Here is a 14317-nt window from a genome sequence, read left to right as displayed (position 1 = left end):
CAATCAATGCCATATCAAGGTGGTAAAGCAATGCACCAGAAAGCTTCCCAACCGGTGATGCCGGGTCCGCTGCCGCGTCGTGTGTCGCGCCAGGCCAGCGTCGTGTGGGGTGACAACATCGTAACGATCGGCGGCGGCGCACCGGTGCGCGTGCAGTCGATGACCAACACGGATACCGTCGACGCGATCGGCACGGCCATCCAGATCAAGGAACTGGCGCGCGCCGGCTCCGAGATCGTCCGCATTACCGTGAACACGCCCGAGGCTGCGGCCGCCGTACCGGCGATCCGCGAACAGCTCGACCGCATGGGCGTGAACGTGCCGCTGGTGGGCGATTTCCACTACAACGGCCACACGCTGCTGCACGATTATCCCGAGTGCGCGCAGGCACTGTCCAAGTACCGTATCAATCCGGGCAACGTGGGCAAGGGCGCCAAGCGCGACAAGCAGTTCGCCGAGATGATCGAGATGGCGTGCCGCTACAACAAGCCGGTGCGTATCGGCGTGAATTGGGGCAGCCTGGACCAGGACCTGCTGGCGCGCATCATGGACGAGAACGCCCGCCGTGCCGAGCCGTGGCCCGCGCAGAGCGTGATGGTGGAAGCGCTGATCACGTCGGCGATCGAATCGGCGCAGAAGGCCGAGGAAATCGGCCTGCCGGGCAACCAGATCATTCTGTCGTGCAAGGTGTCGCAGGTGCAGGAACTGGTCGCGGTGTACCGCGAGCTGTCGCAGCGCTGCGAATATGCGCTGCACTTGGGCCTGACCGAAGCCGGCATGGGCAGCAAGGGCATCGTCGCCTCGACGGCCGCGCTGTCGGTGCTGCTGCAGGAAGGTATCGGCGACACGATCCGCATCTCGCTGACGCCGGAACCCGGCGCGGCGCGTGAGAAAGAAGTCTACGTCGGCCAGGAAATCCTGCAGACGATGGGCCTGCGCAACTTCACGCCGATGGTGATCGCGTGCCCGGGTTGCGGCCGCACCACGAGCACGACGTTCCAGGAACTGGCTGCCAGCATCCAGTCGTACCTGCGCGAGCAGATGCCGGTCTGGAAGAACGAGTTCCCGGGCGTGGAAGAGATGGACGTGGCCGTGATGGGCTGCATCGTCAACGGTCCCGGCGAAAGCAAGCATGCCAACATCGGCATCTCGCTGCCGGGCTCGGGCGAATCGCCGGCGGCGCCGGTGTTTGTCGATGGCGTCAAGGTGAAGACGCTGCGCGGCGAGAACATTGCCCAGGAATTCCAGTCGATCGTGGACGAGTACGTCCGTTCGCACTACGGCCCGGGCGCACAGCAGGCAAAACAGGAAGCGGTGGCCTGAGCGCAGGGCGCCAGGCGAGAATCCGCGGCATCGGTATCACGAAGAGAACATGAGCGAAAACAAGACGAAGGCTGACAAGGCACTGCAGGGCGTGAAGGGCATGAATGACATGCTGCCCGCCGACGCCCCGCTGTGGGAACTGTTTGAAAACGCCGCGCGCAGCATGCTGCGTGCCTATGGCTACCAGCAGATCCGCACGCCGATCGTCGAGCATACGCAACTGTTCGTGCGCGGCATCGGCGAGGTGACCGACATCGTCGAGAAGGAGATGTATTCCTTCACCGACGCCCTGAATGGCGAAAACCTGACGCTGCGTCCGGAAGGCACGGCAGCGGCCGTGCGCTCGACGATCGAGCACAACCTGCTGTACGACGGCCCGAAGCGCCTGTGGTACACGGGCCCGATGTTCCGTCACGAGCGCCCGCAGCGCGGCCGCTACCGCCAGTTCCACCAACTGGGTGCCGAGGCGCTGGGTTTTGCCGGCCCTGACGTGGACGCCGAGATCATCCTGATGTGCCAGCGCCTGTGGGACGACCTGGGCCTGGTGGGCGTACGCCTGGAGCTGAATTCGCTGGGCCAGGCGCACGAGCGCGCCGCGCACCGCGAAGAACTGATCAAGTACCTGGAAGGCTTCCGGGACATCCTCGACGAGGACAGCAAGCGCCGGCTCTACACCAATCCGCTGCGCGTGCTGGACACCAAGAACCCTGCGCTGCAGGAGATGGCGTCCAACGCGCCCAAGCTGATCGACTTCCTGGGCGAAGAATCGTTGGCGCACTTCGAAGGCGTGCAGCGCATCCTGAAGGCGAACAACATCCCGTTCAAGATCAACCCGCGCCTGGTGCGCGGGCTGGACTACTACAACCTGACCGTGTTCGAGTGGATCACCGACAAGCTCGGTGCCCAGGGCACGATCGCCGGCGGTGGCCGCTACGATCCTCTGATCCAGCAGATGGGCGGCAAGCCGGCGCCGGCTTGCGGCTGGGCCATGGGTATCGAGCGCATCATCGAGTTGCTGCGCGAGGAAAAGCTCGTGCCGGACGCGCAAGGTTGCGACGTGTACATGGTTCACCAGGGCCAGATGGCCAGCGAGCAGGCGATGATTGCCGCCGAGCGCCTGCGCGACGCGGGCTTGGACGTGGTCCTGCATGCCACGCCCGACGGCAAGAGTGGTAGCTTCAAGTCACAGATGAAGCGGGCCGACGCGAGTGGCGCTTCCTTTGCCGTTATCATTGGCGACGATGAAATTGCCGCTGGCACGGTGCAGGTCAAGCAACTGCGCAGCGGCAATGCGGCCGAAGGCGGTCCCCAGACCAGCGTGCCGGCCGAAAACGTCGTCGACTTCATCATCGACCGGATGGTCGACGAAATCGAATCGGACGACGAAGAGGAAGACGGCGAGCAATAAGCGGACCGTCAGAATTCGTGCCGCACGGCCGCTGTCCGGGCAGGAAGCGGCCGTGTCAATTTCAACCAACGCGGGTACGTCCCAGACATGGCTTACGATCTAGAAGAACAGGAACAGCTTGAGACGCTCAAGGCGTGGTGGCAGCAGTACGGCAATGCCGTGACCTGGGCGCTGATTGTCGCCTTGCTGGCGTTCGCTGGCTGGTCCGGCTGGAACTACTGGCAGCGCAAGCAGGCTGGCGATGCCGCAGTGCTGTACGAGCAGGTGACCAAGGCCGCCGAGGCGCGCGACGCCGAGCGCGTCAAGCGCGCCGCCACCGACCTGGAAGACAAGTTTGGCCGCACCGCCTATGGCCCGATGAGCGCGCTGACGGCCGCCAAGGTGCTGTACGACGCGGGCGACCTGGCCGGTGCCAAGACGCAACTGCAATGGGCCATCGACCATGGCGGCGACGACTACGCACCGCTGGCGCGCGTGCGCCTGGCTGGCGTGCTGCTGGATGAAAAGGCCTATGACCAGGGCCTGGCGCTGCTGAAGGATGCCCCTGCGCAGTACGAGGCACTGTTCGCCGATCGACGCGGTGACCTGCTGGCGGCTCAGGACAAGCGCGACGATGCGCGCACCGCCTACCGCCGTGCGCTGGACAAGCTGGGCGCGGGCGAAGCCGGCATGCGCCAGATCATCCAGTTCAAGCTGGACGCGCTGGGCACCGCTTGAGCGGACGGCCGACCCTTTCAAAAATACAGGATCGCATCGTATGACGTCATTGCTTCGCACAGCCGCAACCCGCACGCTCGTGGCCGGTACCTGCCTGGGCCTTCTGGCGGGCTGCTCGCTGTTCAGCAAGGAAAACAAGCACCCGCCCACCGAACTGAAGCCGATTTCGGCCACGCTGTCGGTCAAGCAGGCCTGGAAGGCTGACGTGGGCAAGAGTGGCCCGTATGTCATGGCGCCCGTGGCGGCTGGCGATGCGGTGTTCGTGTCGGGCAAGAGCGGTGCCGTGATGGCCATCAACGCCACCAACGGCCAGACGCTGTGGAAGGCCAAGACCGATCTGGACCTGACCTCCGGTCCGGGCTCGGACGGCGAGACGACGGCCGTGGCTGGCGAGAAGGGCGCGATTTACGCGTTCGACAAGAGCGGCAAGCAGCTCTGGAAGAAGCAGGTCAATGGCGAGGTCCTGTCGGCACCGCTGGTCGGCAACGGCCTGGTGGTGGTGCGTACCACCGACACGCGTATCATCGGCCTGGACGCCGGCACCGGCGACCGCCGCTGGATCTACCAGCGCTCGCAGGCCGCACTGAACCTGCGTGCCGCGATGGGCATGGTCTATGCCGGCGACGGCATCGTCACCGGTTTCCCGGGTGGCAAGCTGGGCGTGCTGGCACCGGGCAACGGCGTGCTGCGCTGGGAAAGCACCGTGTCGTATCCGAAGGGTGTGTCGGAAATCGAGCGCCTGAACGACGTCACAGGCGTTCCCGTGGTGCTGGGCCGCCAGGTTTGCGCAACCACGTTCCAGGGCCGTGTTGCCTGCCTGGAGCTGGCCAACGGCCAGCCGCAGTGGGGCAAGGATTTCTCGTCGCCGATGGGGCTCGCGCAGGACGACAGCTCGCTGTTCGCCGGCGACGAAACCTCGACGGTATTTTCGTTCGATCGCCAGAACGGCAACGAGCGCTGGAAGAATACGGACCTGCGCTACCGCGCCCTGGGTGCCCCGGCATCCATCGGCCGCTCGGTGGTCGTGGGTGACTTTGAAGGTTTCGTACACTTCCTGTCGCGCGAGGATGGCACCATTCTGGCGCGCATGAAGACCGACGGCAGTGCCATCAGCGCGGCACCGGTCATCGCCGGCCAGACGCTGGTGGTTCAGACCCGCGACGGCGACGTCTACGGTTTCGTGCCGAACTGATCGCCGGGAAGGCGCCCGATGCGGCGCCGACCGAGAGCGTGCAAGCGCACGCAGCGCGCCCATGCCCCTGTCGCATGGGCGTCGCCAATCCGGTAGCATGATCCCTGGTCGTGCCAACAACAGGGAATGGGAAACGGGAAATCGGTTCCGTTTCCGCCCGACAGGAAAAGCGGCCAGCCGTGGATGAACACGGTGGTTGTCGGATCAACATGACTCCGGAATTGCGGGGGGACTTCATAGTCCGCCCGCTGTTTCCATTTATTGCATGAAACCAGTTATCGCAATCGTCGGCCGCCCCAATGTGGGCAAGTCGACGCTATTCAATCGCATGACCCGCTCGCGCGACGCTCTTGTCGCCGACCTGCCGGGCCTGACACGGGACCGCCACTATGGTGAGGGCCGTATCGGCGAACGCCCGTTTATCGCGATCGACACGGGCGGCTTCGAGCCGGTGGCCAAGGACGGCATCGTTGCCGAGATGGCCAAGCAGACGCGCCAGGCCGTGGTCGAGGCAGACGTCGTGATCTTCCTGGTGGATGGCCGCCTGGGGCTGGCGCCGCAGGACCGCGTGATCGCCGACTACCTGCGCAAGACCGGCCGCCGCATCATGCTGGCGGTCAACAAGGCCGAGGGCATGAAGTACACGTCCGTGGCCGCCGACTTCTACGAGCTGGGCATGGGCGATCCGTACGCGATTTCGTCCTCGCACGGCGACGGTGTCGCCGAACTCGTCGACGAGGCGCTGGAGCTGGCAGTACAGGAGCGTCCGGAACTGGCCGAGGAAGTGGCCGGTGGCCAGCGCGGCACCAAGATTGCCATCGTGGGGCGCCCGAACGTGGGCAAGTCCACGCTGGTCAATACACTGATCGGCGAAGAGCGCGTGATCGCTTTCGACATGCCGGGTACCACGCGCGATGCGATCTACGTGGAGTTCGAGCGTGGCGGCAAGCCTTATACGCTGATCGACACCGCAGGCCTGCGCAAACGCGGCAAGGTGTTCGAGGCCATCGAGAAATTCTCGGTGGTCAAGACGCTGCAGTCGATTGCCGACGCCAACGTCGTGGTGCTGCTGCTCGACGCCCAGCAGGACATCTCCGAGCAGGACGCGCACATTGCCGGCTTCATCGTGGAGTCGGGCCGTGCGCTGGTGGTGGGCGTGAACAAGTGGGATGGCCTCGATGGCCATCAGCGCGACCGCGTGAAACACGACCTGGAGCGCAAGCTGCAGTTTCTGAGCTTTGCGAACGTCCACTACGTGTCGGCCCGGGAACGTAGCGGTATCGGCGCGCTGCTGCGCTCGGTGGACGATGCGTACGCCGCCGCGATGGTCAAGCTGCCGACGCCGCAGCTGACGCGGGTGCTCCAGGAAGCCGTGGAGTTCCAGCAGCCGAAGCGTGCCGGCGTGTCGCGCCCCAAGATGCGCTACGCGCACCAGGGTGGTTCCAATCCGCCGATCGTTGTTATCCATGGCAACGGCCTGCAGAACGTGACCGACGCGTACAAGCGCTACCTGGAAAACCGGTTCCGCACCGCCTTCAAGTTGAAGGGCACGCCATTGCGCATCGAATTCCGTACGAACAAAAACCCGTACGCCGAATCGAAGGATTGAGCCCAAAAGGTGCCGTTCCTCGTCCGAAGTTTCGTTTGCGTTCGTTTGGAACTGCGGCTAAATTCACGGTAGCAGGGGGAGCCCTGCGCGTTGATGCCAGCTTGGTACCGTTTTGATCTTTTTTCTGGCGCGTTTTTGCGCCAACTGACTTGAACCGGGGGCTGTCGTCCCCATGATCCATCACTAAATCTATAATTTTGGAGTGTGCCATGAGCAACAAAGGGCAATTGCTACAAGACCCGTTCCTGAACGCGCTGCGCAAAGAGCACGTGCCGGTTTCCATCTACCTCGTCAATGGCATCAAGCTGCAAGGCAATATCGAGTCGTTTGACCAGTACGTCGTTCTGCTGCGCAACACCGTGACGCAAATGGTGTACAAGCATGCGATTTCCACCGTTGTGCCGGCGCGTGCCGTCAACTTCCGTGTGGATGATTCTACCGAGGGCTGATTTTTCCTCGTTGATGGACGGCCGCATCCGCATGCGGCCGTCACGCTGCACGTTCCCGTCCCAGATTCAATCCCAGCTGTTTTTCGGCCTGACCCGCCAGCGCCGCGCTGAACGGGCCACACCCTCCGCACCCGGTTGCCGATCGAGCCTGCGTCCGCCCACGAGTTTTCCGGTGGTGTGCGACAGGTTGCCGCAGTCCGGCCCGCCATTGTCTCGACATTAGGCCGTCGCGTTTCCACCCCATCAACCCATTTTCCGGCGCATCGCGTCCACCTCGCTTGCAATCCAGAGCTACCTCCCAGACCGATCCTTCACGCGCGATTCTCGTCGGCGTGGATTTCGGCAAGCATGATTTCCAGGAAAGCCTTTCCGAACTGGCGCTGCTGACCAGCACGGCCGGCTCTGTGCCCGTGCACACGCTGACGGGCAAGCGCTCGCGGCCCGATCCGGCGCTGTTCATCGGTTCGGGCAAGGCGGAGGAGCTCAAGGAAGCGGCGGACGCGCTGGATGCCGACGTGGTCGTGTTCAACCATGCGTTGAGCCCGGCCCAGCAACGTAATCTCGAACGCTTTTTGAGCCGCCACGTGATCGACCGTACCGGCCTGATCCTCGATATCTTCGGCCAGCGGGCGCAAAGCCACGTGGGCAAGGTTCAGGTGGAGCTGGCGCAGGTGCAATACCAGGCGTCGCGCCTGGTGCGGGCGTGGAGCCACCTGGAGCGCCAGAAGGGCGGTATCGGCATGCGCGGCGGCCCCGGCGAGCGCCAACTCGAACTGGACCGCCGGATGCTCGATGATCGTGCCAAGCGGCTCAAGTCCGATCTGGCGCGGTTGCAGCGCCAGCACCACACCCAGCGCCGCGCCCGCGCGCGCAATGACACACTGAGCATTTCGCTGGTCGGCTATACCAACGCCGGCAAATCGACGCTGTTCAACGCGCTGACCAAGGCACGTGCGTACGCGGCGGACCAGTTGTTCGCCACGCTCGATACCACCTCGCGCCGCCTGTTCCTGGACGGTCTGGGCAACGTGGTACTGTCCGACACGGTCGGCTTCATCCGTGACCTGCCGACGCAACTGGTGGCGGCGTTCCGTGCCACGCTGGACGAAACCGTGCACGCCGATCTGCTGCTGCACGTGGTGGATGCGTCGAGCACCGTGCGTCACGAGCAGATCGAGCAGGTGAACCGCGTGCTGGCCGAAATCAACGCGTCGGACATTCCGCAGATCGTGGTCATGAACAAGATCGACGCGGCACCCGAACTGCTGGAGCAGGGGCCGCGCATCGAGCGCAACGAGGACGGCGTGCCCACGAAGGTTTTCCTGTCGGCGCGCGACGGCCTGGGCCTCGACGGCCTGCGAGAGGCCCTGGTCGAAGTCGCCCAGTGGCTGGCATCGCGGCCCGCCGAGCCGGATCCGTACGATCCGCGGCTGGACGGAATTCCGCCGTCGGCGACCGATGACGACCTCGATGGCGACGACCTCGCCGCCGCCGGCCTCGATGCAGGCGAGGAGGGCGTCGAAGGCGGCGAAAGCGACCCGGATCGGCCCGCAAACGGCCCGAACTGATCGTCGTTCGCTGTGAATGGCGCCCCGATTGGGGATTTTGAGCAAAAGTGATCAAGATGGCTGCTAGAATCCCCCTGTTCCAACTTTCCCGGACCCGTGCCCTACATGCCCCTGTTCCCTCGGAATCCTGACTCGCACTTCGTGCCAGGCAGCCGCGCTGCGCGGCTTGCACGCTGGCCGCGCCTGCGCGCCATCTTCTCGTTGAACGACCCGCGTTGGGGTCGTAACGGACAGGACGATGAAGACAAGGACAAGAGCCGCCAGCAGAACCAGCGGCCGCAGCAGGACGGTCCGCCCGACCTGGACGAGCTCTGGCGCGATTTCAACCGCCGGTTGAGCGGCCTGCTGGGTCGCAAGGACAATGGCGGTGGCGGCCAGGGCAATGGCTTTGGCTCGCGCCCGTCGGGCAAGGGCTCGAACGTCGGCATCGGCGTGATCGTGGCGGCCGTGGTCGGCATCTGGCTGGCCAGTGGCTTCTTCATGGTGCAGGAAGGGCAGACCGCCGTGATCCTGCAGTTCGGCAAGTTCAAGTACTCGACGGGCCCCGGCATCAACTGGCGCGCGCCGTGGCCGATCCAGTCGGCCGAGGTGGTGAACCTGTCGGCCGTGCGTTCGGTGGAAGTCGGGCGTTCCACGTCGATCAAGGACAGCAACCTGAAGGACTCGTCGATGCTCACGCAGGACGAGAACATCATCGACGTCCGGTTCACGGTCCAGTACGACATCCAGGACGCCAGCGAATTCCTGTTCTACAACAAGACCGATCGTGGCGGCGACGAAGAACTCGTGACGCAGGCCGCCGAGACGTCCGTGCGTGAGATCGTCGGCCGCAACAAGATGGACGCCGTGCTCTACGAGAACCGCGAGCAGATCGCGCAGGGACTGGCCAAGTCGATCCAGTCGATCCTGACGGCATACAAGACCGGTATCCGCGTGATCTCGGTCAACGTCCAGAGCGTGCAGCCGCCCGAGCAGGTGCAGGCCGCGTTCGACGACGTGAACAAGGCCAGCCAGGATCGCGAGCGTGCGATCAGCGAAGGTCAGGCCTATGCCAACGACATCCTGCCGCGCGCCCGGGGTACCGCCGCGCGCCTGAAGGAAGAATCCGAAGCCTACCGCGCGAAGGTGGTGGCGCAAGCCGAGGGTGATTCGGCACGCTTCCGCTCGGTGCAGACCGAATATGCCAAGGCGCCGCAGGTCACGCGCGATCGTATCTATCTGGAGACCATGCAGCAGATTTACAGCAACACGAACAAGATCCTGGTCGATGCCAAGGCGGGCAATAACCTGCTGTACCTGCCGCTGGACAAGCTGATGACCCAGGTCCAGTCGCCGTCCGCGCCGCCGGCAGCCGCTGGCGCGAACGTGCCGGCCACACCGGACACGCCCACGCAAGACATCCGTTCGCGTGAGTCGATGCGTAACCGCGACCGCGACGTTCGCTAAGGAGACCCGTCATGAACCGACTGATTTCCTTTGCCATTGGCCTGTTTATCCTGCTGGCCGTTGTGTCGTCGATGCTGTTCGTGGTGGACCAGCGCCAGTACGCGGTGGTCTTCGCGTTCGGCGAGATCAAGCAGGTGGTTCGCGAACCGGGCCTGCATTTCAAGCTGCCGCCGCCGCTGCAGAACGTGGTGTTCATGGATCGTCGCCTGCAGACGATCGACGTGGCCGCCAGCGAGCGATTCCTGACCGCCGAGAAGAAGTCGATGGTGGTGGACTGGTTCGTCAAATGGCGCATTACCGATCCGCGCAAGTTCTTCGTGGCATTCGCCGGCAACGTGCGAGGCGCGCAGGACCGCATGACGCAGCGTATCGACGCCGTGGCGCGCGAGGAATTCGGCAAGCGCACGGTGGCCGACGTTGTGGCTGGCGAGCGCGACAAGGTCATGCAGAACATTCGCGTCGGCATGACCGAGTACGCGCAATCCGTGGGCGTCGAAATCCTGGATGTGCGCCTGAAGCGCGTGGACCTGCTGCCCGCGATCAGCGAGTCGGTCTATCGCCGCATGGAGGCCGAGCGCAAGCGCGTGGCCAACGAACTGCGTTCGACGGGCGCCGCCGAAGGTGAGAAAATCCGTGCCGATGCCGATCGTCAGCGCGAAGTGGTGCTGGCCGAAGCCTACCGTGACGCGCAGATCGTGAAGGGTGAGGGCGATGCCAAGGCGTCGCAGCTCTATGCCGACGCGTTTGGCAAGGATCCGAACTTCGCCCAGTTCTGGCGCAGCATGGAAGCCTACCGGAATACGTTCCGCGACAAGGGCAACGTGATGGTGCTGGAGCCGAACTCCGACTTCTTCCGCTACATGCGGTCGGCTGGCGGCAATACCGCGCCGGCTGCGGCGAGCGGCAAGAAGTAGCGCCCACGGCGCGCACCGGGCGCCCCAGCCAGGCCGGGGCCCCCGAAACGCAACATTCGACAGAACCCCGGTCCGCCGGGGTTTTGTCCGGCTGGGGGGGGAACGCATCCGTCCAGCCAGGAAATTGATAGAAGAGACCCCATGTCCAACCGCTGGCTCCTGCCCGAAAACATTGCCGACGTCCTGCCGTCGGAAGCGCGCAAGATCGAAGAACTGCGCCGCCGCATGCTGGACCTGTTCCGCACCTATGGCTACGAGCTGGTCATGCCCCCGATGCTCGAGTACCTGGAGTCGTTGCTGACCGGTACTGGCCATGACCTGGACCTGCGCACGCTGAAGCTGGTGGACCAGCTTTCCGGCCGCACGATGGGCCTGCGCGCCGATATCACGCCGCAAGTGGCGCGTATCGATGCGCACTTGCTGAATCGTCCTGGCGTGACGCGCCTGTGCTATGCCGGCAACGTGCTGCACGCGCGGCCGGCTGGCTTCCACGCCACGCGTGAACCCATCCAGATCGGCGCCGAGATCTACGGCCATGCCGGCCTGGAGGCGGATGTCGAGATCCAGGAGCTGATGCTGGCCGCGCTGCAGGCCGCTGGTTTGTCGGAGATCCGGCTGGACCTGTGCCATGCAGGCATTCTCGAAGCGCTGCTGTCGGCCTTGCCGTCGGTGCGCCAGATTGAGGACGCCATGTTCGCCGCGCTGGAAACCAAGGATGTGCCGGCGCTGCGCGAACTGACGCACGGACTGCCCGATACCGAACGCAATGCGCTGCTGGCGCTGCCGACGCTGTATGGCGGCATCGAAGTGATTGATCGTGCGCGTGCGACGTTGCCAGCAAGCCCTGCGATTGGCCGTGCGCTCGACGAGCTGGCTGCACTGGCGGGTCAGGTGCGTGGCGCCAGCGTGAATATCGATCTGTCCGACTTGCGCGGTTACCACTATCACAGTGGCGTGATGTTCACTGCCTACGTTTCGGGTTTGCCGAACTACGTGGCACGTGGCGGCCGCTATGACAAGGTGGGCGAGGCATTCGGCCGCGCGCGTCCGGCCACGGGGTTCTCGCTGGACCTGCGCGAGGTGGCGGCACTGTCGCCCGTGGAAGTGCGTGCCCAGGCGATCTTCGCCCCGTGGGACGCTGATCCCGCCTTGCGTACGACGATTGCTTCGCTGCGTGCCGGTGGCGAGATCGTGATCCAGTCGCTGCCGGGCCATACGCATGAACTGGACGAGTTCAAGTGCGACCGGCAGTTGCAGCGCCAGGGCGATGCGTGGGTGGTACTGCCGCGCTGAACCCCTGATTTCCCGCGCCGGCCGTTCCGTGCCGGCGTATTCCGCTTGCTCTCGAATGACGCTTGCTGCCCGTGGTGGCCTATGATCGCCCGGAATGGATTGCAATCGTCTGTGACATGGACTCGTGAAAACCCGGATCCGTCGAACAACGAGAGTAGAATACGTTTTTAACCTTCTGACCAATTCAACATGTCCGGATCCGCAGTAAGCCAGGGACGCAATGTCGTCGTGATCGGAACCCAGTGGGGTGACGAAGGCAAAGGGAAAATCGTCGATTGGCTTACCGACCATGCAAAAGGCGTGGTGCGGTTCCAGGGCGGCCACAACGCTGGCCATACGCTCATCATCGGCGGCAAGAAAACCATTCTTCGACTGATCCCGTCGGGGATCATGCGCGAAAGCACCGTCTGCTATATCGGCAACGGTGTGGTGCTCTCTCCCGAGGCACTGTTCCGCGAGATCGAGGAACTGGAGACCGCCGGCCTGCAGGTGCAGAACCGCCTGCGCATCTCGGAAGCCGCCACGCTGATCCTGCCGTACCACGTCGCTATCGACAAGGCACGCGAGGCACGCCGTGGCGCCGCCAAGATCGGCACCACCGGTCGCGGCATCGGCCCGGCCTACGAAGACAAGGTGGCTCGCCGCGCGCTGCGCGTGCAGGATCTGTTCGATCCCCAGCACTTCGCCGAGCGCCTGCGCGAGAACGTGGAATTCCACAACTTCATGCTGACCCAGTACCTGGGCGCCGAAGCCGTGGACTATCAGCAGATCCTGGACGAGATGCTGGCCTACGCGCCGCGCCTGAAGCCGATGGTCGCTGACGTGTCGGCCGAGCTGTACGCGGTGAACGCCAACGGCGGCAACCTGATGTTCGAAGGTGCGCAAGGCACGCTGCTGGACGTGGACCACGGCACGTACCCGTACGTGACGTCGAGCAACTGCGTGGCCGGTGCGGCCGCTGCTGGTGCTGGCGTGGGTCCGGGCCGTCTGAACTACATCCTCGGTATCACCAAGGCCTACTGCACGCGCGTGGGTTCGGGTCCGTTCCCGAGCGAACTCTACGACAACGACAATCCTGCCCGTCAGGACGCCGTGGGCGTGCGCCTGGCCAACGTTGGCAAGGAATTCGGTTCGGTGACCGGTCGTCCGCGTCGCACGGGCTGGCTCGATGCCGCCGCGCTGAAGCGTTCGGTGCAGATCAACGGCGTGTCGGGCCTGTGCATGACCAAGCTCGACGTGCTTGACGGCCTGGAAACGATCAACCTGTGCGTGGGCTACGAGCTCGACGGCAAGCAGGTAGACATCCTGCCGCGCGGCTCCGATGCCGTGGCGAACTGCAAGCCGATCTACGAAGAGTACCCGGGCTGGAACGAATCGACGTTCGGCGTGAAGAGCTGGGACGCGCTGCCGGAGCAGGCACGTGTGTACCTGAAGCGGATCGAGGAAGTGGTTGGTATTCCGATCGACATGATCTCGACCGGTCCGGACCGCGACGAGACGATCCTGCTGCGCCACCCGTACCAGGTCGCCTGAAGCGACGGAAATATCCCGTGAGCATGACCGTGGCGCCATGAGTGCCGCGGCCTCACAAAAGCCATTCGGCCCGCGATCTGCGGGCCGATGCTTTATCCACTGGCCAATGATGTGGCCATTTGAAGAAAAGACGCCATGAACCTGCCTACCAATGACGAGGAGAACCTGTGGGTCTCCTGGGATGACTACCACCGCCTGGTCGCACGCCTGGCGCTGAACGTGCACGAGTCGGGCTGGAAGTTCGACAAGATCCTGTGCCTGGCCCGTGGTGGCCTGCGCGTGGGTGACCAGATGTCGCGCATTTTTGATGTGCCGCTGGCCATCCTGGCCACCAGCTCGTACCGTGAAGCCGCCGGCACGCAGCAGGGCGATCTCGACATCGCCCAGTACATCACGATGACGCGCGGCGACCTGTCGGGCAAGATCCTGCTGGTCGATGACCTGGTCGACTCCGGTATCACGCTGGAACGCGTGGGCCGTCACCTGCAAGAGCGCTATCCGGCCGTGACCGAAGTCCGTTCGGCCGTGCTCTGGTACAAGGCCTGCTCGAAGGTGGAGCCCGACTATCACGTGACGTTCCTGCCGTCGAATCCGTGGATTCACCAGCCGTTCGAGGAGTACGACACGCTCCGCCCGCATAACCTGGCCGCCTGGCTCAAGCGCGGCAAGCGCGCCAGCCTGCTGGACGACGACAGCGCTGCTTAAGCATTGCCGCTGGTTTTCTCCCCTCTCCCCATGGGAGAGGGACTGGGGGTGAGGGCAGAGCGGTTCTGCTTGCCGACAATTGGCAATTTGAACCACTGAACCCTCACCCCCAACCCCTCTCCCGCCGTGCGGGAGAGGGGAGCCTGTCTGGTGGTCGTTC

12 protein-coding genes are annotated in these 14317 nt (G+C 64.3%); all 12 read left to right on the top strand.

Annotation, left to right across the window (positions count from 1 at the left end):
* Nucleotides 1–30: 30 nt before the first annotated feature.
* The 12 genes from ispG to MFF62_RS14665 all read left to right on the top strand — a co-directional run bounded on the left by ispG (nt 31) and on the right by MFF62_RS14665 (nt 14157).
* Nucleotides 31–1323 (top strand): flavodoxin-dependent (E)-4-hydroxy-3-methylbut-2-enyl-diphosphate synthase, encoded by a 1293-nt coding sequence (gene ispG, locus MFF62_RS14720; RefSeq protein WP_238263864.1) that lies wholly within the window; start codon nt 31–33, stop codon nt 1321–1323.
* A gap of 49 nt (nt 1324–1372) precedes the next feature.
* Nucleotides 1373–2731 (top strand): histidine--tRNA ligase, encoded by a 1359-nt coding sequence (gene hisS, locus MFF62_RS14715; RefSeq protein ID WP_238263863.1) that lies wholly within the window; start codon nt 1373–1375, stop codon nt 2729–2731.
* An 87-nt stretch (nt 2732–2818) separates the two neighbouring features.
* The gene (locus MFF62_RS14710) at nt 2819–3448 is read left to right on the top strand and encodes a YfgM family protein (protein ID WP_238263862.1); all 630 of its coding nucleotides are present in this window, start codon (nt 2819–2821) and stop codon (nt 3446–3448) included.
* 40 nt (nt 3449–3488) lie between these two features.
* On the top strand, nt 3489–4640 hold the full coding sequence (bamB, locus tag MFF62_RS14705; protein WP_238263861.1) for an outer membrane protein assembly factor BamB: 1152 nt from the start codon (nt 3489–3491) through the stop codon (nt 4638–4640).
* 265 nt (nt 4641–4905) lie between these two features.
* Nucleotides 4906–6249: a ribosome biogenesis GTPase Der gene (der, locus tag MFF62_RS14700; protein WP_238263860.1), complete on the top strand. Its 1344-nt coding sequence runs from the start codon at nt 4906–4908 to the stop codon at nt 6247–6249.
* Between the two features lie 209 nt (nt 6250–6458).
* Complete coding sequence (gene hfq, locus MFF62_RS14695; protein WP_238263859.1) at nt 6459–6698, top strand: RNA chaperone Hfq; 240 nt, start codon at nt 6459–6461, stop codon at nt 6696–6698.
* Nucleotides 6699–6976: 278 nt separating this feature from the next.
* Nucleotides 6977–8266, top strand: a complete 1290-nt coding sequence (hflX, locus tag MFF62_RS14690) for a GTPase HflX (protein WP_238263858.1) — start codon at nt 6977–6979, stop codon at nt 8264–8266.
* Between the two features lie 105 nt (nt 8267–8371).
* A complete protein-coding gene (hflK, locus tag MFF62_RS14685) occupies nt 8372–9712 on the top strand; it encodes an FtsH protease activity modulator HflK (protein WP_238263857.1) in 1341 nt (446 codons plus the stop codon).
* Between the two features lie 11 nt (nt 9713–9723).
* Nucleotides 9724–10626, top strand: a complete 903-nt coding sequence (hflC, locus tag MFF62_RS14680) for a protease modulator HflC (protein ID WP_238263856.1) — start codon at nt 9724–9726, stop codon at nt 10624–10626.
* 141 nt (nt 10627–10767) lie between these two features.
* Nucleotides 10768–11919: an ATP phosphoribosyltransferase regulatory subunit gene (locus MFF62_RS14675; RefSeq protein WP_238263855.1), complete on the top strand. Its 1152-nt coding sequence runs from the start codon at nt 10768–10770 to the stop codon at nt 11917–11919.
* A 189-nt stretch (nt 11920–12108) separates the two neighbouring features.
* Nucleotides 12109–13452 (top strand): adenylosuccinate synthase, encoded by a 1344-nt coding sequence (locus tag MFF62_RS14670; RefSeq protein ID WP_238263854.1) that lies wholly within the window; start codon nt 12109–12111, stop codon nt 13450–13452.
* A gap of 135 nt (nt 13453–13587) precedes the next feature.
* Entirely contained in the window at nt 13588–14157 is a 570-nt protein-coding gene (locus tag MFF62_RS14665) for a phosphoribosyltransferase (protein ID WP_238263853.1), read from the top strand.
* The last annotated feature ends 160 nt before the right edge of the window (nt 14158–14317 follow it).

The organism is Cupriavidus pauculus (assembly GCF_022179805.1).
Classification (GTDB): domain Bacteria; phylum Pseudomonadota; class Gammaproteobacteria; order Burkholderiales; family Burkholderiaceae; genus Cupriavidus; species Cupriavidus pauculus_E.
Note: the sequence above shows the minus strand (reverse complement) of the source record. Positions and strands in the feature narration are given on the sequence as shown.

Coding starts and splice junctions, on each gene's coding strand:
- MFF62_RS14665 (WP_238263853.1), top strand. CDS start 13,588: ATGAACCTGCCTACCAATGACGAGGAGAACCTGTGGGTCTCCTGGGAT.
- hfq (WP_238263859.1), top strand. CDS start 6,459: ATGAGCAACAAAGGGCAATTGCTACAAGACCCGTTCCTGAACGCGCTG.
- MFF62_RS14670 (WP_238263854.1), top strand. CDS start 12,109: ATGTCCGGATCCGCAGTAAGCCAGGGACGCAATGTCGTCGTGATCGGA.
- MFF62_RS14710 (WP_238263862.1), top strand. CDS start 2,819: ATGGCTTACGATCTAGAAGAACAGGAACAGCTTGAGACGCTCAAGGCG.
- MFF62_RS14675 (WP_238263855.1), top strand. CDS start 10,768: ATGTCCAACCGCTGGCTCCTGCCCGAAAACATTGCCGACGTCCTGCCG.
- hflK (WP_238263857.1), top strand. CDS start 8,372: ATGCCCCTGTTCCCTCGGAATCCTGACTCGCACTTCGTGCCAGGCAGC.
- der (WP_238263860.1), top strand. CDS start 4,906: ATGAAACCAGTTATCGCAATCGTCGGCCGCCCCAATGTGGGCAAGTCG.
- hflC (WP_238263856.1), top strand. CDS start 9,724: ATGAACCGACTGATTTCCTTTGCCATTGGCCTGTTTATCCTGCTGGCC.
- ispG (WP_238263864.1), top strand. CDS start 31: ATGCACCAGAAAGCTTCCCAACCGGTGATGCCGGGTCCGCTGCCGCGT.
- bamB (WP_238263861.1), top strand. CDS start 3,489: ATGACGTCATTGCTTCGCACAGCCGCAACCCGCACGCTCGTGGCCGGT.
- hisS (WP_238263863.1), top strand. CDS start 1,373: ATGAGCGAAAACAAGACGAAGGCTGACAAGGCACTGCAGGGCGTGAAG.